The sequence below is a fragment of the Comamonas sp. Z1 genome, from assembly GCF_008121555.1.
Classification (GTDB): domain Bacteria; phylum Pseudomonadota; class Gammaproteobacteria; order Burkholderiales; family Burkholderiaceae_C; genus Comamonas; species Comamonas thiooxydans.
Genome location: NZ_VOQT01000002.1, coordinates 86,275 through 111,325, shown reverse-complemented (window position 1 = coordinate 111,325; position 25,051 = coordinate 86,275). Strand labels below are relative to the sequence as shown.

The window sequence follows — 25,051 nt, the reverse complement described above, 5'->3', positions numbered from 1 at the left end:
GACGCACAGCCCCCTGCATGTCGCCCCACCACACCCATCACTCGCCCGAGAGAGAATGCCCGGATGCGCAAAGGCGATGTCTTTGTGCATCGCGATGAGAGCGACTGCAGCATGCAGGCGCTTTGGACGCAAGGCATGCCATGGCTGGCGCGGGGATCACCGGCGCAGCTAGGTGGAGACCAAGCTGCATTGCATCAAGCAACTGGTGAGAGGGTGATGTCGCCTGGGCTTGAACCTGACAGCTCAATGAGCTGAATATCAGACCTCAGGGCTTCACTTCGACGACCTGCTCGAAACCCCCAAAGATCATGCGCTTGCCGTCGAAGGGCATGGGCGGGTTGCCGGGGGCGGATGGGTCCATGCGTGGGTCTTCCATCATCTTCTTCATGGCTGCGTCGCGCGTGGCCTTGTCCGGCCATTCGACCCATGAAAAAGCCACCGTCTCCTCGGCCGTGGCCTGAACCGAGCGGCGGAAGTCGGTAACTTTGCCATCGGGGACGTCATCTCCCCAAGCCTCGATCACCCTGATTGCGCCCAGCTCGATGAATATCGGGTCGAGCTTGCGCGCGTGCTCTATGAACTTCTGCTTGTTGGCAGTGGGGACAGCGATCACGAAACCATCGATATATGACATCTCTTCACTCCTGCTGAATTGACCGTTAGATGCGGAGCTGGCGCCGCACTCACAATGCCCGCAGGGCCGGTGGCAGCAGTGCTCTCAGCCTGGACCCCTTGAGCTCGCAGATCACGCTCCAGCAATCAGGCTGAGCATGGCCTTTCAACATTGCCTGTGGCGACCGGGAACCTGAGCAGCCAATGCACATGCAGCCTGCTCCTCAACTCGATGTCGGTCGAGTGGTTCGCTGGGAACGTAGTGGCAGTTTTCGCGTTGATCGTAATGCAGCTCAGCAGCGCAGAAGCTGAAGTTTGTGACAGACAGCTTCTGGCCGTCGGCAAGATCCGTTGCCGCCTTTGCTGCTGCCAGGGCAACACAGACATTGTCGAGCGGCGTTGCAACCTTTCGTCATTCTTTCCTGTGCTCATCGAACATCAGCGCCGGTGCCGCCTCCATGACGGATTCAGATCAGGGACTGGCTATGGCTTTGCGTTGTGTCCCGAAAGTCTGCTACTCGCTGTGCCGGACTTTTGGTGGATACAACAACTTTGTTGCGACCTGTCGTCTTGGCCTTGTACAGCGCCTCATCGGCCGAACGGATCACCGAGGCTACGTCTGCATCGTGTTCTGGCTCCCATGCCGCACAACCAATGCTGACGGTGATGTAGCCGAATTCGCTTCCGGAGTGCTCGACAGAGAGTTGCGAAACGGCGGCGCGGATGCTTTCTGCAAGGCATGAAGCGCCCTCTAGAGACGTATCCGGCAAAACAACGATGAACTCCTCGCCTCCGTAACGAGCTGCGATATCTCCCGGCCTGCGAATATTGTCACCAATGCATTTGGCTATGGTTGCGATGACGTCATCCCCAGCTTGGTGTCCGTATGTGTCGTTGTAGGCCTTGAACCTGTCAATGTCGACGAATAGCAATGAAAAAATACTATGGTTTCGTCTTGCCCTGTGCCATTCCTGATCCAGCATTTCGTCGAGTCTGCGGCGGTTGTTCAAGCCCGTCAGCCCATCGGTACGAGCTAGCAGAGCCAGCTCCGACTCGGCATGTATTCGTCGCTTGAGCTGTGTCACGAAAGCAAAGGACAAGCCGATAAAGGCCGCTGTGAGCACCCCCATCAGACAGGCAATGATCAGTGCACGTTGTCGCCAAGCCGTGAAAATATCGGAGTGCGCTTTCGCGACCATGATAATGAACGGCAAGCTCGGAAGATTCTTGAAATAGTACAGGCGATGAGTGCCATCGAGGTAGGAAATATCTGAAAAGCTGCCCTCAGGCTCCGCAATGAACCGCTTGAATGTGCTTGCGTTTCGTATATTGCGTCCTATGACCTTGGCATCAAAGGGTTGGCGCATCATCATCGCACCATCTTTTCTTATCAATGCGAGCGATCCATTCTCACCCAGCGATAGCCCGGAAAATAGTTTTCTGAAATATTCAAGCTGGACATCGATCAGCACTACGCCTGCGAAAGAGCCGTCTGCATGAGAAATCCGACGGCTCAGGGGAATGCTCAAGGCGCCGCCATGTAGCGGCGATGCGTATGGATCTCCCACATAGAGTCCCTTGGCTGAATTTTCTCGATGTACGGTGAAGAAATCATGGCCAGATAAGTTGACATTGCCCGGGTTGACTTTTTGTGCATCGATGGCAATGTTTCCCTCGGTATCCAAGATCAGAATTGATCCCAAATAGGATGCAGTCGCAGCTTTGTCGAACAAGGCAACTTCGCGCAGATGTGGCGATGCCGCCATCACTTCGGGATCGTTCAATCCATCAATCACGGCCTGCAATGACAGCGAATAGAGCTCGAGATTTCTAACCACATCATTTTCGGCGAGAAGAGCCACATTACGCGATGTTTCCACCGCGTGCTTCATGGTGTCCAGTCGACTTTGATAAAGAGCAGCCGCGCAGATCGCCGCCATCGAGAGCGCAATTGCTCCAGCCACGAAGAGCATTGCATAGGAGATGCTGGAGAAGTGACTACGATCAATAGCAAACCAATGAGTTGATTTCATATTGTCTAAGCACCTGCACTGGTGATATCGAGCTTGTAAAGATTGTGCTTGAATAAGTCAGCACAGCGCTTTTTTCACATTTCACAACAGTCTGCTTTGATGGCTCTTGGGGATTTCGGCCATAGACGGTTTGTGATCGCAGGGGCGAGTTTCATCACACCTCGTTCGCCGATAGTGCCGAGCGCTTGCTTTTCGAGGAAATCTAGCCTCTGGTCGAAAATAGCTTTTGCACCAGCGGGTGTAGTACCTTCCTGCTTGCACCAATCGCGAAGAAGTGTTCCTCCACACCCTCGCAATCGCCCAAACGTTTCACCTCATATCGGGTCGTCAAGTCTTCGTGAACCAAGCTGGCCATTGGAAAGACACCCATGCCAGCTGCTCCAAACGTCTTGAGCAATGCACTGTCCTCGAACTCGCCTATGACATGCGGTTTGATGGATTCACGTTCAAACCACTGATCAAGCCTTGCGCGCACTGCCGCATGGGCCGTTGGCAGAAGTACGGGAACTTTGGCCAGAGATTGCGGAAAGTCTTGCCGAGCAGCCGCAAACAAGGATGCAGGTGCGTACCAGGCCAATGGGGATGAGCCCAGAGAGTGGCTATAGACCTTGAGGTTGGGGTTTGGAGGAGCGGCCCGGTCGGCAAGAACGACATCAAGTCGATGCAAAGCCAGGTCACCCAGCAAATCCTCGAATTCGTCAACCAAGCACAAAAGTCGAAGATGGGGTTCCTGCATCACAGGTTGCATCAGGCTTCGCACCGCCAGTTCGGGCAACTCGTCGGCGATACCGACGATCAAACGCATGGTCGGCATGCCCACTGCGTCACGCACTACCGCAGGCAGCTGTTCCCCTAGCTGGAAGATTTGCTCTGCCTGTCGCATGGCGGCAAGTCCTGCGTCTGTCAGGACAACGCCTCGCCCTGCAGGTTTGAGCAGTGCATAGCCCAGTGACCGCTCCAGCTCACGAACTTGGGTACTAACTGTTTGTACAGCCATGCCCAGGCGCTCGGCAGCACGGGCCATGCCTCCTTCTTTGGCGACAACCCAAAAATAGTAAAGGTGCCTGTAACTGAAGCCAGGGCTCATTGTTCGGCTTTTCGGAGCTATTGCTTCCGAATTATCTGCTTTTATTAAATTGCAGCATCGCTATCGTTGGTGTTGTCCAGGGCCAGGAGAAGTGCTCGGCAAAGAACCTTCGAATCAGAAGGCGCAAGAGGTCTTTGAACGAGGATTCACTCAGGTGAGTCACTGCACCACGCAGCTCACCTCAAAGGAGATGCACCATGCTGAGAGTTCTTGTCCCGTCAGACGGATCAGCCAATTCGTTGTTTGCAATACGTCACGTGATCGACGAGTTCAGGAAGAGCAAAGATCTGGAGATTCATCTCCTGAACGTGCAGCCGCCATTCTCGAAACTCATCACCGATTACTCAAGCAGGAGTGACAGGATGGAGTTTCACCACGAGCAGACGGAGTCGGCGCTCTTGACCGCTCGACGAATGCTGGATGCCGCCGGGATTCCATATGCTGTCCACTCGGAAGTCGGGAACAAGGTCGACTGCATTGTGGATGTCGCGCTCAGGCTCCATTGCGACCTGATTGTCATGAGTACGGCACGCAAGAGCTCCTTGGTGCGTCTTATCGAGAATTCAGTGACGAATCAGGTGCTGGAGCGAACCAGCGTGCCTGTAGAGGTGATCCCGGGTGGGCCTGCCTCGAAACTGGAGCGCATTGGTATTCCAGCGGGAGTCGGTGCCGGAGCGGGCATTGTGGCTCTATGGATGGCTTCCAGTTAAGAGCTCGACAGCGACGTTGAGAGCCGCTCGCACTGCCCTTGCTACACCGTTGCTTCGCCTTGTCTCTGCGGTTGGCCGGGGCATGTCAGCGGCCCATGCTGCAAGCAGTATCTCAAGGCAAAAGAAGCAAACGCTTGGGGCCATTTCATGCACAACATCGAAACCTTGGCAACCGGCCCGATGTGGATCGGCTTCATTGTCTTTGTGCTCATCATGCTGGGCCTGGATCTATTTGTCCTCGGAGGAAACAGGGCTCACCGCGTATCGGCCAAGGAGGCTGCAAGCTGGACTGCCACCTGGATGGCTCTTGCCACCACATTCGGCGCGTTGTTATGGTGGTATTTGGACGCTACCGCAGGTCGTGAAATTGCCAATCGCAAGGCACTTGAATTCTTTACCGGCTACCTCATCGAGCAGGCATTGTCGGTAGACAACATGTTCGTCTTCGTGATGATCTTTACCTACTTCGCTGTGCCGCCAGAGTTGCAGCGACGCGTGCTGCTGTATGGGGTTCTTGGAGCGATCGTGATGCGGGCAGCAATGATTCTCGGCGGAATCTGGCTCGTTTCCGAGTTTGAGTGGGTGCTCTACGTTTTTGGGCTGCTGCTCGTGGTCACGGGCGGCAAGATGTTGATCATGGCCGAGCAAAAGCCCGATCTGGAAAAGAATCCACTGCTACGCTGGTTGCGCTGCCACATGCGTATAGCGTCAGGCTTTCACGGCCAGTCGTTTTTCGTACGCATCGATGGATTGCTTTATGCAACACCAATGTTCTTGGTGCTTCTGATGATTGAAGCGAGTGACCTGGTCTTTGCCGTGGATAGTATTCCGGCCATCTTCGCTGTCACCACCGACCCATTTATCGTTTTTACATCCAATATCTTCGCGATACTGGGTTTGAGGGCGCTGTACTTCCTGCTGGCCGACATGGCCGAACGCTTTCACCTGCTCAAGTACGGCCTTGCTCTGGTACTGATCTATATCGGAGGCAAGATGCTGATGATGCCCTGGTTTCATATGCCCGTGCATTGGTCGCTACTCATTGTTGGCTCGATTGTCCTGATTTCCGTGCTGCTTAGCGTGAAGCTCTCAGGCCGAAAATCTTCAAGGAGTGTTCTATGAGCGATGCAGCGATGCCTGCGCCTGATCTCGAGCGGCGCGATAGCCTTGGCAGGCTGATTTCATTGACGTGGAAAGGCGAATGCAGTTGTGCAAACACCAGCGGCGAACGTTGGCTGGTGGCAGTGGACGGCTCTGCATGCTCTTCGCGTGCTGTTGCCGTTGGTGCGCGTTTGGTGGCAATGGGGCAAGGCAGCATGCTTGAGCTCGTGAATGTGCAACCCTGGTTGAGCAAAGAGGCGGCGGAGACAGGGTTGGGTCGATACGGCTGGGCAGCCACGGCCAGGGCGCGCCGAGCGCTCGCAGAATCAGCTACCCTTATCCCCTGGCATCTTCACGTCGTCATGGGTGATGATGCAATCGCGATCGTGGGTTTGGCTGAATCTCTTGGCTGCTTCGGTATTTGCATCGGCTCCCACGGGCTAACGGCAACAGAAGCCGTGCTGCTCGGGTCTGTGACTTGCAAAGTCTTGCGCTTGGCACGGATGCCGGTTTTGATCGTGCGTTGAGTCAATATCTACATGGGGTTGGCCGGCGCAACAGACTGTCTGCATTCGCGCCGAGCTGACGCATTCAGCGGACCGGCGATGCTTGACTGGTGAGAGTGGATACCAAGCCGGCATCGGGAATCGAATTCTTGCGGAGTGGTTGCTGCAGTGAGTGCTTGGCCTGTGCAGTCTTTCCGTGGCCGGATCTGATGGGTTTGGGCGGAAAGACCAGTTCGGTGCTCACGTTGACGTCTGAGTCGTCACTGCGCAAGCAACTGCATGGTGAGCAGCCTGCATCAAGGCGTCAAAGTCACTTGCTCAAGTAGATGGATTCATGTCTGCAGGTGCTGGCAGATTCGACTGTTCCATGCAATATATGGGCTGAACACAGCGAGGCTCAGTGCTAGCAGTTGCCTTTCTTGGCTTGCCCGGGTGGGCACCCATGAGGGTGAGGCTTTCTGTATCCGTCGTCGTAGTAGCCGTTCGGATACACGACACAGCCGCTGAGTAGCAAAGCTGTCGCGACCAGCGTTAGCACTTTCTTCATATGAATCCTTTGGATCTGCCGCATGTCACAGAGAGCTGCAGGGTGCCTTGAGAATGATCGGCGAGATCTCGGTGACGTCACTATTTCTTTTGCTCAGGGCCTGGAACTGGCGGTCGCGATTGATGCTGGCAACAGCGTCGTTCGGCCTCAAAGGGCTAGTCGTTCTGTCCCAAGACGATCAGGACTGCACCGCTGAGGAGCAGCAGGATTGCCAAAGCTATCCAGAGCTCAAAGTTCGCGATGCTGCCCTGGGCATCCAGGGCAAATCCTGCTGCACAAGAAAGTGCCGCACTGACCACCAGCAGTGTTCCCAATTTGCTGCGCAGCATGGCTTTTGTCTGTACTTCTCTATCAATGATTGCTCAATGGCGGCAATGCAGGCTTGGCATCCGAGCCTTCTTAGCTCCCATACCTGAATCACCTCGACCATGCCCTATTTTCGGCGATGACCGTGGCATATGGAGGCTGGTTTCAATGGCTTTGTTACCGAAGGTAGAGCATGATTGGATCCGCACATAGACCGGCTCGAATGCGGGGTCTACGAGTCGTAACACTGTATCCAAGGGCACTCCTAGCATTGCGCTGTCTTTGTTTTCAAAAAGGTAAGGTATGAGCAACTTGCATGGATTCCGGTCTGCCAAGGCCTTGTGCTGGACGGGTCTGGGTTTGATTGCTGCCGGCCTGGCAGCATGTGGCGGCGGTGGCGGTGGCGATAGCAACCCACAGCAAGGCACGCTCAAGCTGGCCATGACCGACGCTCCGGCATGTGGCTACGACCATGTCTATGTCACGGTCACTAAAATACGCGTGCATCAGAGCGCTACTGCAGGTGCCACGGATGCCGGCTGGAGCGAGCTGGCGATTCCTGCCCAGCGCATTGACCTGCTCGGTTTGACTAATGGCGTGCTGCAGGAATTGGGTTCGCTACCGCTACCGGCTGGCAACTACCAGCAAGTCCGCTTGGTGCTGGCTGACAATCCTTCCAACCCGACATCCGCCAATCCGTTGGCCAATGCACTGGTGCTATCGGGCTCTACCAACGAGATCGCGCTGACCACTCCCAGCGGCCAACAAAGCGGCTTCAAGCTGAAGGCCAACTTCAATGTCACCGGCGGCCAGGTCGCCGATATGGTTCTGGACTTCGATGCCTGCAAGTCCATTGTCAAGGCAGGTAACTCAGGCAACTACAACCTCAAACCCGTGGTGGCAGTCATCAAGCGGTTGACTACAGCAATTGTGGGCTATGTGGATCCTGCTCAGGCCTCCAGCATCGTGGTGTCCACGCGTGACCCGGACAACAATTTGCGCGCCACCGTGCCCAATGCCACCACAGGCAAGTTCGTACTGGCATATCTTCCGGAGAACACCAACTACACCGTCGTCGTTGCAGGCCAGAACCTGACCACCGCCGCAGTGACTGGCGTTCCTGTCTCGATCGCTGCTGGTACCACCACGCTCAACGCATCGACGGCCCCCATTCCACTGCCTGCATCTGCTTCGGCGACTGTTGCGGGCAAGGTGACAAACACATCCAATACGCCTTTGACCGATGCTGATGTGAATGCCCAGCAGGTGCTGAGTGCAGGCCAGAGGCTTGATGTTGCATGGACTTTGGTTGACCCCGCCAATGCAAACTACAGCTTGACTCTTCCACTTGGGGCTCCCAATAAAGCACCATACGTCGCAAGCGGGCCTTTGATTTTCACTGCAGACACCGCTGCCGCTGGCAAGTACAACATCTTGGGTAGCGCTGCCGGCTACACCACTCAGACCACTGCGCCAGCCGTGACGCTGACAACCGCCAACAGTGTGACGACCAAGGATCTGGTTCTGGCACCTTGAGGAAAAAACTGGGCAATGGACCGAAATGCAGCTCGTGGCATTCCATATCCATGCCCAGATCATGCTGTCGTCTGCTTCCCAAAATGAAAGCCTGGCCTTTTAGGCCGCTTTCATTTCATCCATGGAGGATCACCGGGGTTGCAATCGCAGTATGAAGCGCCGGGAGTTCCGGCAAGTGACGAGCACGCTGGATGCACCAGCACTTCAGGAGGGTGAACCGATCGCTCTGGCGAGACCCCTGGCTCAATCGGTCTCCTCATTACCCGAGCCGTCGTCGAAGCTCATGAGGGTGCATCATCGCCACCGCAGCATGAACACCGGGATGAGCTGCCCGGTATTTGCATCAAGCAGTATTTGGGCCTGCATTGCCTGCCTGGGCGGAGGTCGGATCAATCAGCTCAGGCGTATACCCCGCATCCTGGATGGCTTCTGCAAACTCGGCGTCAGATGCGGTTCCCGATATCAGCACGGTTCGCTCCTTAAGCTCAAACTCGATACAGGCCTTGTCATCCATGGCCACAATTGATCGTTTGATGCGCCCTGCGCAGCCACCGCATGTCATATCGGTCACACGAAAAGCAGTCATTACATGTTCCTTTCAAGGTTGTGAGTCAAGTCTCAACCCTGACATCATGAGAATGTCAAATGCCTTGTATCAACGGTGCTGACCGGGAACGATGCCATCTGCCATGGCTGTTGTTGATGCGCTTGGTCTGCACGAGGGAACACGCCAGCGGCCCCGCCGAGAGCACGCTGGGAGTGCAACCTGGGTTTACTTGTGCGCCTTCTGCGGATCATCTGCCGGATCGACGTAGTTCAGGTCGAATGGGCCTTCCCCGTGGATCTGGATCACTGTTGGAACCTTGAACATGGCGAAGTGATTGGTCTTGGCCGGAATCGAACCGAAGCTGCCTGCTTTTTGGACTTTGAGTGCCTTCGAGTCCCACTTGTCGCCCATTCCGATCATGACCGTGCCCGAGATGACGGTCACGTTCTCGGCTTGGCTGTGCCAATGCGGCAAGACGCGATAGCCGGCGGGCACGGACAGACGCACCACATAGGGGCCGGGTTGATTGGGATCACCCAGGAGTACCGCGAATTTGGCTCCTTTGGCGAGAACAGGAGGCGGTGCTCCCCACTCGACACCTTCGGTGCCGTGAATGGCCCAGGATGCCATAGGAATCACTGCCAGCGCGACGAGGCTGGCCGAGCGAGCGAACGAGAAATGAGACATCAGAGTCTCCTTGCGCGCGACCCATACACACCGCCGCTGACATCGCACGCGTCATCAGGGACGAGCCTCCTGAATTGGGCTGTGATGATCCGCCATGCGCACTTCACAGATGTTGACAGGAGGTATCAAAGCCTATTGCAGGCGGATTGGGTTTACAAGCCATGCCAATGCTAAAGCTAATGTCTGTGTGCGCAGCTCATGGCGGCTGCTGGTTCTCGACAACCTGGAGTCAAGAGGCACCAGGGGGCGCGGTTGCCAAGCTCGAGGTTGCAGAACCTGCAATTTGCTCCGGTATGCGGCGTCACAGGTTCCGATATGGAGTGAGACCCTGGAGTCGGCAGATCGCAGAGTCGATTGACAACAACGGCAGGTTTTGCGGCTGTCGCACATCGACACGATGCAGTCCTGTGCCAGGAGAGGGCTTTGCCGCGATTGGAGCTACTCATGGTCACATTGCGGCCTGTCGGTCATCTCGGCCATCGTTTCACAGCGCTCAGCCGAGCCACGACTCCGGGGGGCTGCGCAGTCACGAGCGGTCGTCGCATACAGCAAATGATTCACGGCAAGTCCGCGGTCAGGGCTCACGCAAAAGAGCTGAAGGCCGATTGCCGCGCAATCGGCCTCGATGTTCAGCGGTTCTTGGCACTGAGACCATATGAACCGAGCCTGTTGACTACGCTGATGCTTCGGACTTGAGGCCTCAGCCATCGTCATAATTCGTGCTGTGCCCGAATAGTTCCGCCCAGGCGACGTGGTTACGCTGAGCCTTCAGTAACTTCACATCTTGCGCTTTCAAACCACATGTCCAATACACCTTCACGCTCTAATCTCGCTTCACCGCAAGTGAAGCTGCGCATGCGTGTTATGGCCGGTGACATCATTGCCATCGGCCCTGGGAAAATCGAACTCCTGGAGACCATTAACGAAACCAAATCCATTGCTGCGGCCGCCAAATCCCTGGGCATGTCCTACCGCCGGGCCTGGTTGCTGGTCGATGGCATCAATCATGCGCTGAATAAGCCGGCGGTGATCACATCGACGGGAGGCTCTCATGGAGGTGGTACGGAGCTCACTGAAACGGGGCATCTGGTGATTGCTCTGTACAGGCGTATCGAGCAACATGCTCTTAGGGCATGTCAAGCAGATCTGGACAAGCTGGTCGCCTTGGTTCACAGCAGCTAGGCAGGCTGGCGGCACAAGCCCCTGCACGCTGCGGCATCCTGCCTGGCCCGCAGTGGCGTAGTGCAAAGAATCTCTCATGGCATTGAACTGCGTGCTGAGGCTCAAGTACGAATTTCATCGCTTAACGCTCATCGCTCATTGACTCCCCATCACCACGGGAGCAGGGCGCTGAGTGCGTCGCATCAATTCCGCTAGAAACGCTGGCCTGCTCCTCGCAAAGCATGAGCAAGCAGTGCTGCAGATCTTCGCCCACCATATTCAGCGTGTGGCTCATTTCTGCGTAATATATACTTGAATATAACGAAGGCAGGCTTCGTCTAGTTGGCGCGCAGTGGCTCCTCCTGCTTGCACCTGCCACGGCCTCCCGAACTCTTGTGCCTATGTGAATTGAGACCTATATGGGAAGCGAAAAGCTCAGCGTTGAAGAGCGGCTGCAAGTGCTGGAGATACTGTTGGAGGAGTCAATCTGGGGGCTCCATCTCGAGCGGCCAGAGCACCGCAAGGCTATCGCGTCTGCTCTGTATACCCGCCTTGAAGTGGCCAACCTGCACCAGGCGTACTCGCCAGGCGTGACTGCGGCTTTGTATGAACAGGCGGATGCCCTGTCCGAGCTGGACAACACGCCTGATCCGCTCAAACCCATGCTGCGTCCTTTGGTTCGATATTCAGGGGCTGCAGACTGAACGCTACATCTTCCCCTCAAAGATTTGCGCAAGCAGGCGCGCAGCTTTGCAAGGGAAGACATTGATTCACGAAGATGTGCGCTTTATGTGCAAAGACATGACGAACATGGCTTGCCCAGATCACCGTTCATAAGCTGGTTCGAATAACCAATGCCGTGTTCGTACTTCGCGACGATCATGTTTAGTAGAGGGCTTTAGTGAAGCAAGATCACATTTCCTACCTTCTGGCCCTCCATCGGGAGCAGGACTGGGCGGCAGCAGCAATTGCATGCCAAATCTCTCAAGCGCAGTTGAAGAAAGCTGTGGCAGAAGCCGAACGCGAGTACGGCTGTTCCCTTGTGAAAACCGGGACAGTCTTTCAAGGGTTCACGACTGAAGGCGAGAAGGTCGTTGTCTGGGCTCAAGGCTTGTCGGAGGCCATTTCCACCCTCAAGCATGTATTTGCGGTTTCGAACAGCAGAAAGGCAATTGCCCCTCTTCTGGATCGACGCTCCGTCTCACCGAAGCGACTTGAGGCACCTGGAGCGGATAGCCAGGAGATTGACCTGATGATCGAGGCGGCGTTGAGAGCACCAGATCATGGTGGTCTGCATCCTTGGCGTGTACTGGTGTTTCCCGCGGATTCTCGAGCGCGCCTGGCAGATTTATTCGAACAGGAGAAATTGCGCCGCGACCCTCTCGCCTCCAGTGAGGACCTCAGGCGTGCGCGTGAGCACGCTACACGCAGCCCGACTTTGCTCGCTTTCATCATTTCGCCCAAGCTGCGCATGCGGGTGCCGGAGCGTGAACAATGGCTGGCAGCCGGCTCAGCGCTGGGCAACCTGCTGAATGCCGCGCATCAACTCGGCTTTGGTGCCATCATGCTCAGCGGAGAGCGCTGCTTCGACGTTTTGCTTTGCTCTGAGCTGGGGGTCGAGTCCACCGAGTATCTGGCCGGATTCATCAGCCTCGGCAGCATCAGGGCAGCGCCGCCGCAGCGAAAGCCCGTCATGCTTGATTCTGTGAGAGCCTTCTGGCATTCCGGTGAACCGAGTGTTGAGACACCTGCGAAAAGCCAGGTCTGCCTTGATTCGGCGGCCAGCAATGCAATCTCCGAATCACAGGCTCCCCGCTAAGCTATGCGACATCTTCGCCAGACGCAGGCGGCATGCTTTCGGCAGGCAAGCTGCGAGTGCAGCGCTTGACTGGCCAAGTTTGCGCAAGGAGATGACCGGCATGCTTGAGCGGGTCACGGGCAGCGGTCGGCCCGAAGGCTAGCCTCAGGTCTTCACTTCGACTGAAGGCTCGAAGCCCCCAAAGATCATGCGTTTGCCAGGTAGGAGTGCTGCTTGATGTTTCGATTCGATGCTGCCGCTGCATATCTGTCCAGAGGCTGAGGTTTGCGGCCGCAAGCTTCTGGCCCAAAGCCGCGACTGTGCTCGACTGAGGCCGTATGAAAAATCGAAGAGTCAGGTTTTGGGGAGCAGTCGAACCATTCCAACTGCTGTGATTGTCGATTCCCGTACGCTGCTGCTCACCCGAGCACGATGCAGCAGCTCGATTGCGACGACCAAGGGCTGCTTTGCAACACTCACTCTCAGACAAGAAATGCCTTGCCGGCAGTCGCTTGACGGTGGCCTAGAGCGACTGGCCAGGATTGCGGGAGGCTTCGGCCATTCTCTGGCGTGTGCCTTCGTCGAGGATCCTGCGCATCAATGAAAACAGAGGTTCGGCGCTGGTGTGCTTCTGACCGTAGGTCAGATTGAATCCGTAGTCGAAGTCGGCCGGGTTGGCTCCCTGGTTGTGCTGAAGAATGGTCTCCAGCTTGTCCAGTGCCTTTACGGCTTTGGCTTCGGGCGATGCGGCATCCTCATACTCCTGCCAAAGCGAGAGGATCTCGGCTTGGTGCGACTTATCGAGAGAGCGTGTGAGATGCAGCAGGTCGGCCTTTTCCTGCTCGCTTTTGTCAGGGTGCTGGTCTTTTTCGATGGCAGGAATGTCTCCGTGAATCGCTTCGCCCAAATCATGCACAAGGCACATTTTCAGCAGCTTGAGCATGTCCATGCCGGCCAGCTCGTCCTCGAATGTCATCGCCATCAGGCACAGGCGCCAAGTATGTTCGGCGGTACTCTCCGTCCTGCCTGTCGACGTGTGTGCGCTTCGGAGCACGCTCTTGAGCTTTTCCGCTTCTTGCAGAAAGGCCAGACGGCCCTTGATCTTGTCGATATCCATGCCCGATTCTATAAAGACCCGTATGTTCTCGGTCGTCACATGTCGAAAACTCCCGCTGAAAAGCCTGGGAGGCCGGGAGATGATCATTCGCGCTAGAGCTGGATTTCGGCAGTCACGATGCGTGCCCCGGCCTATGCCGGAGCCACTGCCGGTCACCAGAACGGTCTTGCCCTTGAAGCCGGCAACCATGCTTTCTTTCCATTGATGATTGCTTCCAGGAATCATGGAAATGACTGTGGCACGCCACTGGAGTTGCAGCCTTCCCCCCGGTTTGCCGCTCGGTGGCTTCGGCAATGCAAAACCAGGTGTTAGGGGGCTGCCCTGTGTTCCCATTACGGTCGGCCAGAAGCCGGCAACTGCCATCCATCCGATTGCATCCCGAGGCGGTGTTCAGTATTCGTGCCATGCAGGTATCGGATATGCGTGGTTTGAGCTATCGATGTCCCTGACCATGGGTAATGAGCGCGGGAAGGGAAGCGGGCAGCTCAGCCAACGGGAAAAGCCCGGAAATTTCCGGTTTATGGCCTGGTGGCTGCACAGCCGAGGGCAGCTTGGCGTGGGCAAGCTGAGATGCTGATGTTTTTGGTATACGCAAGTGACGCAAAGTAACGAATAATGAGCCTTCACGACTGCAAGCGCGCTCGAGGTTCAAACATGATTCGTGCCAATGCCATCGCAAAGCGAACGATCACCGGCCAGTTGCTGGAGATCGCCATGGCTCAGTCCTTTTGCGCAGTGATGATTACCGGTGCCAGGTTGGATGGAGAGGGGGCTGTCATCGAGTACTGCAATGCAGCCATGTGCGAGATGACCGGATACACCGAAGCAGAGCTTCTGGGCAGCTCGCCGCGCATGTTGCAGGGGCCGCTGACGGATCAACTGGTGTTGCAGCGTTTGCATGAGTCTCTGGAGCAAGGCCTGCCATTTCAGGGCAGTGTGGTGAACTACCGCAAGGACGGCAGCACCTACCACGTGGAGTGGAATATTTCCCCCGTGCGTGATGAGAAGGGCGTCATTCGGCACTTTGTGGCGGTGCAGCGCGATATTTCGGAGCGTGTGCAGGCCGAGCAGGAGCGCGCGCTGCTCGCCAGGGCATTGAATGCGACCAATGACGGCATCTTGATCACGGATCGCGACTCCACCATCGTCTTTGTCAACCAGGCTTTTGAAGCTCTCACGGGCTATAGCGCGGCGGAACTGCTGGGCCAGCCCACCGAGATGCTGCGCTCGGGCCTGCATGAGCCGGAGTTCTATGCCCAGTTGCAGGAAGCATTGAGTCTTGGCCACAATTTTCGCGCCACCTTCATCAACCGTCACAAAAGCGGCGGCGTGTACTACGCCGAGCAAAGCATTGCAGCTCTGCGCGACGAGTCAGGGCAGATCAGCCACTATGTAGGGGCATCAAAGGACATCAGCCGCATGGTGCAGCGAGAGATGGAGTTGCGCGAGCGCGCAAACCGCGACAAGCTGACGGGCTTGCTCAACCGCCATGCAGGCGAGACCGAACTCAAGCGCAACCAGCTCCAGGCTCAGAATCAGCTGCGGCCTTATGGCGTGATATTGGGCGATATCGATCTTTTCAAGCAGGTCAACGACCGCTTTGGCCATGTCGCCGGAGATCGCGTGCTCAAGATGGTGGCACATGTGCTTTCCGGCAAGGTTCGTCGCTATGACCATGCCGTGCGCTGGGGCGGGGAGGAGTTCCTGATCGTCCTCTCGGATGCCAGCCTCGGTGTGGCCGCAGGACTGGCAGAGCGCATTCGCTGTGCCGTGGCGGAATGCGCAGATCCCGAGGTGGGGCGTTTCACCATTTCTTTAGGGGTTGGGCTCTGGGAGCCAGGCGAAACCGAGGACGATCTGCTCAAGCGCGCAGATGCGGCGCTCTACAGGGCCAAGCATAGGGGGCGCAATCAGGTGGCCATCGCCACGGGGTCGATGAACATGCCTTTGGTGCAAGCGCCCGAGTTGCTGGCGCAGGGCGATTCCTTGACCTTTTCGGGGAAGAGTCCGGATAAGCCGTGGACAGGGGCTGCCTCACCGTAGAATTTGCTATTCCTCCCTGTCCTCGTCTTCATAGCTTTTGAGTGGTTTGAACAATTCCGAACTGCATTCCGTGCAGGCCGATCTGGTGGCAGTGCTGGTTGCCGTCACGGGTGGCCAGCCCCGTATCCTGACCACCGGGTCCGGGCGAGCCTTGCCTGCCGGGCCTTTTACCAGCAACCACCGCTCGCTGCAGGCCAGCTTGCGTGCCTGGGTGGAGAAACAGACCCACCATCCTCTGGGCTTTGTGGAGCAGCTCTACACCTTCGCAGACCGGGAGCGCTCGCAGCAGCTGGGCATGCATGTCATCTCCATCAGCTATCTGGCGCTGACTCAGGAACTGGATGAGGTCGGTGCCGCACAGCCGGGCTGGCAGGACTGGTACCGCTACTTTCCCTGGGAGGACTGGCGCGACGGGATGCCCGGCGTGATTGCCGAGCGCATTGCGCCAGCGCTGCATGCCTGGAGCGAGGCTGCTTCAGATAGTGTAGCTAGAAGCGCACGCTGGCAAAGAGCTTCAATGACTTTTGGCCTTGATGAGCACGAATGGAACGAGGAGCTGGTTCTGCAGCGCTACGAGCTGCTGTTTGAGGCAGGTGTGGTGCCCGAAGCCGGGGGCGAGGGCGATGACGCACGCGCGGCCGAATTGCTGCCCGGTGCCGCCATGAGTAATGATCACCGCCGCATTCTGGCTACCGGCATGGCCCGTTTGCGCGCCAAGATCAAATACCGGCCCGTGGTGTTTGAGCTGATGCCCGAGGAATTCTCGCTGCTGCAGTTGCAACAGACGGTGGAGGCATTGGCGGGGCGCGGCTTGCACAAGCAGAACTTCCGGCGCCTGATCGAGCAGCAGGCGCTGGTTGAGGAAACAGGCCAGATGACGGCCGTAGGTGCGGGCCGCCCGGCCAAGCTGTTCCGCTTCCGACGCAATGTAATGCTGGAGCGCGCCATTGCTGGCAACAAGCTGCCGCTGGCAAGAAGTCATTAGCCCCTGAACCACTCTTGGGATGGAGGACTGTTTTAACTGCGGGAGCGGCTTGACTTAAATAATGCTCAGACTTAGCATAAGTCCGTTTGCGTAAGGCCTGAAAGCGATCTGGAAGTCTTTGCGTTTTTTATTGAACTAAAAATACTCAAAATGAGCATTAATAAAATTGCAGCCTTGCCCGTCCCATCCCTGCCCGATGTAATGCTGGAGCCGCTGGTACGCATGGCCTTGCTGGAAGATCTGGGACGCGCCGCAGACTTGACCACCGACACCATTGTTCCTGCCGATGCGATGGGCGAGTTGCGTCTGGTGGCCAGGCAGGATGGCATCTTGGCCGGACTTGATCTGGCTCGTCTGGCCTTTGTGCTGATGGATGCTCGCATGGAGTTTGACGTCCGCTGCGCAGACGGCACGCTGCTGCAGCCAGGCATGGAGATCGCCCGCATTCGTGGCAAAAGCCGAGCCATTCTCACGGCCGAGCGTACGGCGCTCAACTACCTTTGCCATCTCAGCGGCGTGGCCAGCGCCACGCATTCGATTGCAGAGGCCATCAAGCCCTTCGGCACCCGAGTGACCTGTACGCGCAAGACCATGCCGGGCCTGCGAGCCTTGCAGAAGTACGCCGTGCGTGTCGGTGGCGGCAGCAACCACCGTTTTGGCCTGGACGACGCCGTACTCATCAAGGACAACCACATTGCGCTGGCCGGCGATGTCGCCACGGCTGTGGGGCGTGCTCGTGCCGGCGTGGGACATATGGTCAAGATCGAGCTGGAAGTGGATACGCTGGCCCAGCTGGATGTGGCGCTGCAACTGGGCGTGGATGTAGTGCTGCTGGACAATATGGGTCTGGATGATTTGCGCACTGCGGTCGGCATGTGCAAGGGCCGGGCCATCACCGAAGCCTCGGGGCGTATTACCCCCGAAACCGCAGCTGCCGTGGCTGCCACGGGCGTGGACCAGATTGCCGTGGGCTGGCTCACGCACAGCGCGCGCGTGCTCGATATAGGCTTGGACGCTTGAAATGAGATACCCCCTGAGCCGCTGCGCGGCTTCCCCCTGGAAGGGGGACGGCGCCATTGCTGCGGGGCGGCCCTTGCTTGGAACCCCTGGCCCGGGTTGCGCCAGTTTTGTGGACGCTGGAAATCAATAGGAAAAGCGCTTATGCCCATCACACAGCAGTTTGTTAGGGCGCGCGGAGCCTGGATTCTGGCGGCCGCAACGCTGGTCAGTGCGGCTGCCGGGCTATGGCTGGCACGCACGGGTGCGGCTGCCGTGCGCCTTGAAAAGCCCATCACCATCGTTGTGACCTTTCCGCCAGGCGGTGGCACGGACCTGCTGGCGCGTCGCCTGGGCGCGGCCATGCAGCAGCGTTTGGGCCAGTCCGTCGTGGTGGAGAACCGGCCCGGCGCCAGCGGCAATATCGGAGCGAGCGCAGTGGCCGAGGCAGCCCCCGACGGCGCTACGCTGCTCATGGCCAACAGCTCGTTTGCCATCAATCCCGGCGTCTACCGGCATCTGGACTTCGACCCACGCCGGGACTTCAAGGCTGTGTTCAACGTCGGCAGCATCGCTTCGGTGCTGGTGGTTCCCAGCCAAAGCAGCGTGCGCAATCTGCACGATGCGCTGGCCGGAGCGAGCGTTGGCCAGCCTTTGCCATTTGCCTCCTGCGGCAACGGAACGCCCCAGCATATGGCGGGTGAGATGCTGGCTCAGGCCGCCCATGCAAGCCTCCAGCATGTGCCTTACAAGGGTTGCGGCCCGGCCATCACTACAGTAGCCGCAACACAGCTACCTGTGGCCGTGGTCACGGTCAGCAGCGCCGCGCCCCTGATAGCTGCAGGCCGCGTGCGGGCCATCGCTGTCACGGCGCCGGCCCGCGTCGCATCCTTGCCCGATGTCCCCACGATGGCCGAGCAGGGCCTGGCTGGTTTTGCCGTAGAGCAGTGGCATGGCTTGCTGGCGCCGGCTGCCACGCCGGAGCCTGTGATCGCCCGTCTGCACCAGATGCTGACGCAAATACTGGCCGAGCCAGAGATGCAGCAGGCGCTGCGCGAGCAGGGCTATACCCCGGCCGGGGAGTCTACCGCCCAGTTCGGCAAGCTCATCGCAGCCGATATCGAGCGCTATGCGGCCGTGACCGCGCAGCTCGGGCTCACGGTTGATTGAGCGCAAGTCAGCGGTTGACTCCGGATGTCCATGTTCGTGACGGGCCACCTGCAAAGGTGGCCTGTTCTGTTTCAGGCATATGACGAGTTAGCTATACGAAGGTATAGCTGGGGCCAACCAAAAGCCAAGCCTCTCTTCCCAAGGCAGGCTCGCTTTGTCGACTGGCGGGTTTGATAATCAAAGGCGGGGATCAGGGCACCAGACCCTGGCGCCACGGCGGCATGCTTTGCCGCCCATCGCATGAAGAAGCTACCTTTGGATGCCCATTCCTTGACGGCGCTATGACGCGCGGCTTCCTCATGCTCTTCCGCTTCTCTGTCCTGCTGCAAATGCTTCTGTATTCAAGAAGTTGCGAGGGCGAGACAGGATCAATCCTGGGCCGGGACCTGCCCTGGCCATATCGATGCCATTGTTTGCTGCTTATGAAACAAGCCCTGAACTCCTGCAGTCCCGTGGGGCCTGCCTGCCTGCTGTTGTGCCTGGCACTCGCTGCCTGCAACGGCGACAAACAGACGCCGGCCGCTGCTGCCGATAGCCGGACTGCGCTGCGCCGCGAAGGCAATCTGGTCGTGGTGCCGTCGCAATCTCCAGTGCTGGCGCAGCTGAAGCTGGCACAGGCCACCCAGGAGCAGGTCCAAACCCTGATCTCGGCGCCGGCGAATATCGAGGCCGAGCCTGAAAAGATGGTCAAGATCACGCCTCCGGTCGCGGGCCGGCTGGTGCATCTGCATCGACAGCTCGGCGACCCGGTCAAGGTCGGCGAGGCCTTGATCACCATGGACTCCTCCGATATCTCGGTCGCTCGGGCGGACAATGCCAAGGCCCAGTCCGCGCTGCTGCTGGCGCGTCAGGAGTTCGACCGTCAGAAGCTGTTGTTTGATGCCGAGATCGCGGCGCGCAAGGACTACGAGGCCGCGCAGCAGGCGCTGGCCGCAGCCAGCGCCGATGCGCGCGCTGCGAGCGACCGCCTGGCTCAGCTTGGTGCCGATGTGCAGGCCAGCTCGCGCGGCAGCTATGTGATCAAGTCGCCGATCAGCGGACGCGTGGTGGAAATGGCGGGCTCGCAGGGCGGCTATTGGAACGACGTGAATGCCTCGGTGATGACCGTGGCCGATCTCAGCAAGGTCTGGCTCAGCGCCAGCGTGCCCGAGCGCGACCTAGCCCATGTGGATGTGGGCCAGCAAGCGCATATCGCGCTGACCGCTTATCCCGACCTCAAGCTCGAAGGCCGTGTGCAATACGTGGGTGAGATCGTTGATGCCGCCACGCGCAGCGTCAAGGTGCGCGTGGCCGTGGACAACCGCGCAGGGCGGTTGCGCCCGGGTATGTTTGCGCGCGTGAGCTTCGACGGACCGGGTCGTGACGCCCTCATGGTGCCGACCACGGCGCTGCTCCAGGGCAATGTGAGCTCACGGGTGTTCGTAGACAAGGGGCGCACGGACAAGGGCGCCCGCTTTGAGCCACGCGACGTGCAGGTCGGCGTGCAGCAGGATGGCAAGGTGGAGATCCGCTCGGGCCTGGCGGCCGGCGAGCGCATCGTCGTCAACGGTGGAGTGCTGCTGCAATGATCGAGCGCATCGTCAATCTCAGTTTTGCACGTCGCGGCGTGGTGTGGCTGATCTTCATCTTTGCAGCCCTGTATGGCGGGTTCAGCTGGAAGCAGCTGCCGCTCGAGGCCTATCCCGACATCGCCGATGTGACCTCGCAGATCGTCACCCAGGTGCCGGGTCTGGCGGCCGAGGAAATCGAGCAGCAGATCACGATTCCGCTGGAGCGTGCGCTGCTGGCCACACCGGCCATGCATGTGCTGCGTTCGCGCAGTCTGTTCGGCCTGTCGCTGATCACCGTGGTGTTCGAGGATGGGGTCGATGGCTACTGGGCGCGCCAGCGCCTCAAGGAGCGCATGGACGAGGTCGATCTTCCCTATGGCGCGCGCGCCGCGCTCGACCCCTACAGCTCGCCCACGGGCGAGGTCTACCGCTATACGCTGGAAAGCCCCACACACAGCCTGCGCGAGTTGTCCGAGCTGCAGCAGTGGGTGGTGATTCCGCGCCTCAAGAAAGCACAGTCCGTGGTGGACGTGACGAATTTTGGCGGCCTGACCACGCAGTTCATGCTCGAACTCGACCCCGCGCGCCTGCTGCAGTACGGGCTGACCCTGTCCCAGGTGATCGAGGCCCTCAATGCCAACAACGCCAGCGGCGGCGGCAGCGTCATAGACCGTGGCGAAGTCTCTTATGTGGTGCGCGGCGTGGGCCTGCTGAGATCGCTCGACGACATGGGCAATGTGGTGGTCAAGACCTCGGACAACGGCACGCCGATTCTGGTCAAGGACCTGGGGCGCCTGACCTATGGCAATGTGGAGCGCCGCGGCATTCTGGGCAAGGACGACAACTCCGACACGCTGGAAGGCATCGTGCTGCTGCTCAAGGACGCGAACCCCTCCAAGGCGCTGGCAGGCATCCATGCCGCAGTGAAGGAGCTCAACGAGAAGCTGCTGCCGCCCGACGTCAAGGTCGTGCCCTATCTGGACCGCACCACGCTGATCGAGCGCACCACGCATACCGTGGGCAAGACCCTGGCCGAAGGCATGATCGTCGTGACCCTGGTGCTGCTGCTGTTCCTCGGCAGCCCGCGCGCGGCGCTGGTCGTGGCGCTGACGATTCCCATGGCGCTGCTGCTGGCCTTCGTCTTCATGCATCACGCCAGGATCCCGGCAAATCTGCTGTCGCTGGGAGCCATAGATTTCGGTATTTTGGTGGACGGTGCTGTGGTCGTGGTCGAGAACATTCTGCGCCGCCGCGAGGCCCAGAAGGACAAGCCCTTGACGCCGCGCGATGCCATCTCGGCCACGCTGCAGGTGGCGCGCCCCATCTTCTTCGGCATGTGCGTGATCGCCGCTGCCTATCTGCCGCTGTTCGGTTTCGAGCGCATCGAGTACAAGCTGTTCTCGCCCATGGCCAGTGCCGTGGGGGCGGCCCTGGTGGGAGCGCTGGCCGTGGCGCTGCTGCTCACGCCGGGCCTGGCCTGGATGGCCTTTCGCCGTCCGCGCAAGATCTTCCACAACCCCGTGCTCTACTTCCTGGGCGAGCGCTATGACCGCTTTCTCAGCGACGCTGTGGGGAAGATGCGTTGGCTGGTAGGGGCCGTGGCGGCGGCGATGGTGGCGCTGGTGCTGCTGGCCGGCACCATAGGCCGCGACTTCCTGCCTTATCTGGACGAGGGCTCGATCTGGCTGCAGGTGCAGATGCCTCCCGGCATCACGCTGGACAAAGCCCGCGACATGGCCGACGAGCTGCGTCGGGCCACGCTGGAGTTCCCCGAGGTGTCCTATGTCGTGACCCAGACTGGACGCAACGACGACGGCACCGATTACTGGACGCCTTCGCACATCGAGGCCAGCGTGGGCCTGCATCCCTACGATCAATGGAAGTCGGGCCTGAACAAGCAGCAACTGATTGCCAAGATGGCTGAGCATTTCGAGAGGATGCCTGGCTATACCGTGGGCTTCATGCAGCCCATGATCGACGGCGTGCAGGACAAGCTCTCGGGGGCGCACAGCGACCTGACCGTGAAGGTCTACGGCCAGGACCTGGGCGAGGACCGGCGCGTGGCCGACGAGATGGTGGGCATTCTGTCCAAGGTGCCCGGTGCAGCCGATGTGGCCGTGGACATCGAGCCGCCGCTGCCCAATCTGCGCATAGACCTGGACCGTGCGGCAGCCGCGCGTTACGGCATCAACGCGGCCGATGTGGCCCAGCTGATCTCCACAGGTGTGGGTGGGGCCTCCATAGGCCAGCTCTACGTGGATGAACGCAGCTACGACATGACGGTGCGCTTCGCGCCCGGCACTCGCAGTGACCCCGAAGCCATAGGCGCGCTGCGTCTGGCCGCTGCCAATGGCGCCCAGGTGCCGTTGGCCGATGTGGCGCGCATCAGCACCACGGTGGGACAGAGCGTGATCGTGCGCGAGGGCGGCGAGCGCCACATTCTGGTCAAGCTCAATGTGCGCGGCCGTGATCTCGCGGGCTTCCTCAAGGATGCGCATGAGGCTCTCGATGCCCAGCTCCAGTACGACCACCAGAAGACCCATATCGAGTGGGGCGGCCAGTTCGAGAACCTGCAGCGTGCCGAGGCACGGCTGCTGGTCATCCTGCCACTGACGCTGGGCATCATGCTGGTGCTGCTGTTCGGCGAGTTCGGCAATCTGCGCCAGCCGCTGCTGGTGCTGGGCGTGGTGCCGCTGGCCATGATCGGCGGCTTTGCCGGACTGCATCTGCGCGGCATGACGCTCAATGTCTCGAGTGCCGTGGGTTTCATCGCGCTGTTCGGTGTGGCCGTGCTGTCGGGCGTACTCATGGTTTCGCAGATCAACCGGCTGCGTCGCGAGGACGGTCTGGAGTTGCGCGATGCCGTGCTCGAGGGGGCATCGAGCCGCATGCGTCCGGTGCTGATGACGGCCACGGTGGCAGCCTTCGGTCTCATGCCGGCCATGCTTGCTACGGGCCTGGGCAGTGATGTGCAGCGGCCGCTGGCCACCGTGGTGGTCTGCGGGCTGGCCAGCGCCACCTTGCTTACCCTGCTGCTGCTGCCCAATCTCTATTACGTGATCGAGCTGCGTGCCCAGCGTGCGCTTGAGCGCAAGCGCCGGCGAGCGGCCGAGCGCGGGGAACTCGACGACGAGGATGCCGCTCCGGTGACGACATCGGCCGCCGCGGAGCGCATGGCCCCCTGAGTCCGGGCCCGCGCGATACCTACCAACTTGGAAGCACCATGCAATTTCCTTTTTTTTCCCTCAAGCGCCTGGCTCTGCTGCTGGCGACGCTGGGCCTGGGTGGCACGGCATTGGCCCAGGCCGCGGCGCAGCCTGCCGCCGCCGGGCTGCGCTTCAGCGACTATCTGAGCGCTGTCGAGCAGCACAGCCTGGACCTGCAATCACAGCAGCAGAACGTGGTGTCGGCCCGGGCTGGCGTCGGCATCGCGGGCATACGACCCGATCCCCAACTCTCGCTGGGCGCTGCGCGCGAGCAGGTCAATAGCGGCCTGCCGCGCCCGCAGAACCGGACCTATGAACTCAGCATGGAGCTGGAGACCGGTAGCAAGCGCTCGGCTCGCATTCGCGCCGCACGCAGCCAGGTGCGGCTGGCCGAGGCTGAGGTCGAGGAATTCCGCACCCAGCTGTTCTCCGATGCTGCCCAGGACTTCACACAGGCCTGCCGCGATCGCCAGGCGCTGGAGCGCAAGGAGCAGACGCTCAATGCTCTGTCCGATGTAGTCAAGGCCAACGAGGTGCGACGCAAGGCCGGCGACGTCGGCACCGTAGAGTGGCGGCAGTCGCGCGTGGAGCGCGACCAGTTCCAGGCCGACGTGACGCAGGCGCGGGCCGATGCCCAGACCTCACGTCTGGCCCTGAGCGTGCCGCTGGGGCGCAAGATCCTGGAGATTTTCGGCACCGACGAGCTGCAATGCGATTTCCAGCCCTTTGCGAACGACAAGAGCATCGATGCCCTGGTGACCCAGGCTCTGCATGTGCGCAGCGATGTGCGCGTGGCCCAGGCCACGCTGGACAATGCGCGCGACAATGCCGGCCTGGCCCAGGCCAACCGTTGGGTCAATCCCACGCTGGCCGTGGGATTGACCGCCATACCAGCCACGTCTGCGGGTGTGGACGCCAAAGGCAATGTCTTCGATGCGAACAACCGCTCGCGCATGTTGTCGGTCTCGGTGAGCGTGCCCATCCCGTTCTCGCGCCTGAACCGCGGTGAGGTGTTGCAGGCCGAGGCCATCGTGACCCAGGCCATGCTGGGGCTGCAGCAGTCGCAGCACAAGGCCGAGGCTGATGTGCGCTCCGCCTACTTCCGTTTCGCGGCGGCGCAGGAGAATGTGGAGCGCTATCGCAGCAATGTGCTGGCGGATGCGCAGCGCGTGCTCGAGAGCATCCGACTGTCCTACCGTCACGGCCAGGCTTCATTGCTGGAGCTGCTGTCGGCCCAACGCTCGGCCGATGATGCCTACCTCGGCTATCTGCAGGCCAATGCTGATCTGGCCAAGGCTACGGTCGATCTGCAACTGAGCATAGGCCAGCGGCCCGCGCTGTGATGAGTGGAGT

At 59.4% G+C, this 25,051-nt stretch carries 21 protein-coding genes; 14 read left to right on the top strand and 7 right to left on the bottom strand.

The features are described 5' to 3' along the window. Positions 1–265: 265 nt before the first annotated feature. From FSY45_RS03885 to FSY45_RS03875, 3 genes are all read right to left on the bottom strand, one after another. Positions 266–634, bottom strand: coding sequence for a DUF1428 domain-containing protein (locus FSY45_RS03885; protein ID WP_003071059.1), 369 nt, complete (start codon positions 632–634; stop codon positions 266–268). Between the two features lie 445 nt (positions 635–1,079). Then, positions 1,080–2,645, bottom strand: coding sequence for a sensor domain-containing diguanylate cyclase (locus tag FSY45_RS03880; protein ID WP_034363538.1), 1,566 nt, complete (start codon positions 2,643–2,645; stop codon positions 1,080–1,082). A gap of 202 nt (positions 2,646–2,847) precedes the next feature. Then, complete coding sequence (locus FSY45_RS03875) at positions 2,848–3,732, bottom strand: LysR family transcriptional regulator (RefSeq protein ID WP_034357761.1); 885 nt, start codon at positions 3,730–3,732, stop codon at positions 2,848–2,850. A gap of 197 nt (positions 3,733–3,929) precedes the next feature. Between FSY45_RS03875 and FSY45_RS03870 the strand changes: the two genes are divergently transcribed. The 3 genes from FSY45_RS03870 to FSY45_RS03860 all read left to right on the top strand — a co-directional run bounded on the left by FSY45_RS03870 (position 3,930) and on the right by FSY45_RS03860 (position 6,070). Further along, the gene (locus FSY45_RS03870; protein ID WP_046461808.1) at positions 3,930–4,442 is read left to right on the top strand and encodes a universal stress protein; all 513 of its coding nucleotides are present in this window, start codon (positions 3,930–3,932) and stop codon (positions 4,440–4,442) included. 147 nt (positions 4,443–4,589) lie between these two features. Beyond that, the gene (locus FSY45_RS03865; protein WP_003071071.1) at positions 4,590–5,564 is read left to right on the top strand and encodes a TerC family protein; all 975 of its coding nucleotides are present in this window, start codon (positions 4,590–4,592) and stop codon (positions 5,562–5,564) included. Next, entirely contained in the window at positions 5,561–6,070 is a 510-nt protein-coding gene (locus tag FSY45_RS03860; protein ID WP_046461807.1) for a universal stress protein, read from the top strand. Before FSY45_RS03865 ends, FSY45_RS03860 begins: the two co-directional genes overlap by 4 nt. 681 nt (positions 6,071–6,751) lie before the next feature. Here FSY45_RS03860 and FSY45_RS27750 read toward each other — a convergent pair. Continuing rightward, positions 6,752–6,925: a hypothetical protein gene (locus FSY45_RS27750; RefSeq protein ID WP_003071077.1), complete on the bottom strand. Its 174-nt coding sequence runs from the start codon at positions 6,923–6,925 to the stop codon at positions 6,752–6,754. Between the two features lie 280 nt (positions 6,926–7,205). Between FSY45_RS27750 and FSY45_RS03855 the strand changes: the two genes are divergently transcribed. Continuing rightward, entirely contained in the window at positions 7,206–8,438 is a 1,233-nt protein-coding gene (locus FSY45_RS03855) for a DUF4382 domain-containing protein (RefSeq protein ID WP_046461805.1), read from the top strand. 343 nt (positions 8,439–8,781) lie between these two features. Here FSY45_RS03855 and FSY45_RS03850 read toward each other — a convergent pair whose 3' ends face one another. Then, complete coding sequence (locus FSY45_RS03850) at positions 8,782–9,024, bottom strand: heavy-metal-associated domain-containing protein (protein ID WP_003071081.1); 243 nt, start codon at positions 9,022–9,024, stop codon at positions 8,782–8,784. 186 nt (positions 9,025–9,210) lie between these two features. Continuing rightward, entirely contained in the window at positions 9,211–9,672 is a 462-nt protein-coding gene (locus FSY45_RS03845) for a cupin domain-containing protein (protein ID WP_039049792.1), read from the bottom strand. 864 nt (positions 9,673–10,536) lie between these two features. On the opposite strand from FSY45_RS03845, the gene FSY45_RS03840 reads away from it, so the two are divergent. The 3 genes from FSY45_RS03840 to FSY45_RS03830 all read left to right on the top strand — a co-directional run bounded on the left by FSY45_RS03840 (position 10,537) and on the right by FSY45_RS03830 (position 12,652). After that, entirely contained in the window at positions 10,537–10,854 is a 318-nt protein-coding gene (locus FSY45_RS03840; protein ID WP_003071090.1) for a winged helix-turn-helix domain-containing protein, read from the top strand. Between the two features lie 398 nt (positions 10,855–11,252). After that, complete coding sequence (locus FSY45_RS03835) at positions 11,253–11,537, top strand: hypothetical protein (protein ID WP_003071094.1); 285 nt, start codon at positions 11,253–11,255, stop codon at positions 11,535–11,537. A 197-nt stretch (positions 11,538–11,734) separates the two neighbouring features. Then, positions 11,735–12,652, top strand: coding sequence for a nitroreductase (locus tag FSY45_RS03830; RefSeq protein WP_003071097.1), 918 nt, complete (start codon positions 11,735–11,737; stop codon positions 12,650–12,652). Positions 12,653–13,154: 502 nt separating this feature from the next. On the opposite strand, the gene FSY45_RS03825 is transcribed toward FSY45_RS03830, so the two are convergent. Next, positions 13,155–13,748, bottom strand: coding sequence for an HD domain-containing protein (locus FSY45_RS03825; protein WP_034363595.1), 594 nt, complete (start codon positions 13,746–13,748; stop codon positions 13,155–13,157). 654 nt (positions 13,749–14,402) lie between these two features. On the opposite strand from FSY45_RS03825, the gene FSY45_RS03820 reads away from it, so the two are divergent. From FSY45_RS03820 to FSY45_RS03790, 7 genes are all read left to right on the top strand, one after another. Beyond that, the gene (locus FSY45_RS03820; RefSeq protein WP_046461804.1) at positions 14,403–15,791 is read left to right on the top strand and encodes a GGDEF domain-containing protein; all 1,389 of its coding nucleotides are present in this window, start codon (positions 14,403–14,405) and stop codon (positions 15,789–15,791) included. 46 nt (positions 15,792–15,837) lie between these two features. After that, positions 15,838–16,776 carry a membrane protein gene (locus FSY45_RS03815; RefSeq protein ID WP_046461803.1) on the top strand — a complete coding sequence of 313 codons (939 nt, stop codon included), beginning with the start codon at positions 15,838–15,840 and terminating at the stop codon, positions 16,774–16,776. Between the two features lie 150 nt (positions 16,777–16,926). After that, positions 16,927–17,796 (top strand): carboxylating nicotinate-nucleotide diphosphorylase, encoded by an 870-nt coding sequence (gene nadC, locus FSY45_RS03810; RefSeq protein ID WP_034378190.1) that lies wholly within the window; start codon positions 16,927–16,929, stop codon positions 17,794–17,796. Between the two features lie 141 nt (positions 17,797–17,937). Further along, positions 17,938–18,942, top strand: a complete 1,005-nt coding sequence (locus FSY45_RS03805; RefSeq protein ID WP_046461802.1) for a tripartite tricarboxylate transporter substrate binding protein — start codon at positions 17,938–17,940, stop codon at positions 18,940–18,942. A gap of 422 nt (positions 18,943–19,364) precedes the next feature. After that, positions 19,365–20,510 carry an efflux RND transporter periplasmic adaptor subunit gene (locus FSY45_RS03800; RefSeq protein ID WP_046461800.1) on the top strand — a complete coding sequence of 382 codons (1,146 nt, stop codon included), beginning with the start codon at positions 19,365–19,367 and terminating at the stop codon, positions 20,508–20,510. Continuing rightward, positions 20,507–23,677 (top strand): efflux RND transporter permease subunit, encoded by a 3,171-nt coding sequence (locus FSY45_RS03795; RefSeq protein ID WP_046461799.1) that lies wholly within the window; start codon positions 20,507–20,509, stop codon positions 23,675–23,677. The genes FSY45_RS03800 and FSY45_RS03795 overlap by 4 nt, the downstream gene beginning before the upstream one ends. A 38-nt stretch (positions 23,678–23,715) precedes the next feature. Continuing rightward, complete coding sequence (locus FSY45_RS03790) at positions 23,716–25,041, top strand: TolC family protein (RefSeq protein ID WP_046461798.1); 1,326 nt, start codon at positions 23,716–23,718, stop codon at positions 25,039–25,041. Positions 25,042–25,051: the final 10 nt, after the last annotated feature.

Excerpts from the sequence above, each read along its gene's own strand:
- FSY45_RS03820 (WP_046461804.1), top strand. The coding sequence starts at position 14,403 with ATGATTCGTGCCAATGCCATCGCAAAGCGAACGATCACCGGCCAGTTG.
- FSY45_RS03885 (WP_003071059.1), bottom strand. The coding sequence starts at position 634 with ATGTCATATATCGATGGTTTCGTGATCGCTGTCCCCACTGCCAACAAG.
- FSY45_RS03845 (WP_039049792.1), bottom strand. The coding sequence starts at position 9,672 with ATGTCTCATTTCTCGTTCGCTCGCTCGGCCAGCCTCGTCGCGCTGGCA.
- FSY45_RS03865 (WP_003071071.1), top strand. The coding sequence starts at position 4,590 with ATGCACAACATCGAAACCTTGGCAACCGGCCCGATGTGGATCGGCTTC.
- FSY45_RS27750 (WP_003071077.1), bottom strand. The coding sequence starts at position 6,925 with ATGCTGCGCAGCAAATTGGGAACACTGCTGGTGGTCAGTGCGGCACTT.
- FSY45_RS03805 (WP_046461802.1), top strand. The coding sequence starts at position 17,938 with ATGCCCATCACACAGCAGTTTGTTAGGGCGCGCGGAGCCTGGATTCTG.
- nadC (WP_034378190.1), top strand. The coding sequence starts at position 16,927 with ATGAGCATTAATAAAATTGCAGCCTTGCCCGTCCCATCCCTGCCCGAT.
- FSY45_RS03880 (WP_034363538.1), bottom strand. The coding sequence starts at position 2,645 with ATGAAATCAACTCATTGGTTTGCTATTGATCGTAGTCACTTCTCCAGC.
- FSY45_RS03835 (WP_003071094.1), top strand. The coding sequence starts at position 11,253 with ATGGGAAGCGAAAAGCTCAGCGTTGAAGAGCGGCTGCAAGTGCTGGAG.
- FSY45_RS03875 (WP_034357761.1), bottom strand. The coding sequence starts at position 3,732 with ATGAGCCCTGGCTTCAGTTACAGGCACCTTTACTATTTTTGGGTTGTC.
- FSY45_RS03855 (WP_046461805.1), top strand. The coding sequence starts at position 7,206 with ATGAGCAACTTGCATGGATTCCGGTCTGCCAAGGCCTTGTGCTGGACG.
- FSY45_RS03870 (WP_046461808.1), top strand. The coding sequence starts at position 3,930 with ATGCTGAGAGTTCTTGTCCCGTCAGACGGATCAGCCAATTCGTTGTTT.
- FSY45_RS03840 (WP_003071090.1), top strand. The coding sequence starts at position 10,537 with ATGGCCGGTGACATCATTGCCATCGGCCCTGGGAAAATCGAACTCCTG.
- FSY45_RS03860 (WP_046461807.1), top strand. The coding sequence starts at position 5,561 with ATGAGCGATGCAGCGATGCCTGCGCCTGATCTCGAGCGGCGCGATAGC.
- FSY45_RS03850 (WP_003071081.1), bottom strand. The coding sequence starts at position 9,024 with ATGACTGCTTTTCGTGTGACCGATATGACATGCGGTGGCTGCGCAGGG.
- FSY45_RS03795 (WP_046461799.1), top strand. The coding sequence starts at position 20,507 with ATGATCGAGCGCATCGTCAATCTCAGTTTTGCACGTCGCGGCGTGGTG.
- FSY45_RS03790 (WP_046461798.1), top strand. The coding sequence starts at position 23,716 with ATGCAATTTCCTTTTTTTTCCCTCAAGCGCCTGGCTCTGCTGCTGGCG.
- FSY45_RS03825 (WP_034363595.1), bottom strand. The coding sequence starts at position 13,748 with ATGGATATCGACAAGATCAAGGGCCGTCTGGCCTTTCTGCAAGAAGCG.
- FSY45_RS03800 (WP_046461800.1), top strand. The coding sequence starts at position 19,365 with ATGAAACAAGCCCTGAACTCCTGCAGTCCCGTGGGGCCTGCCTGCCTG.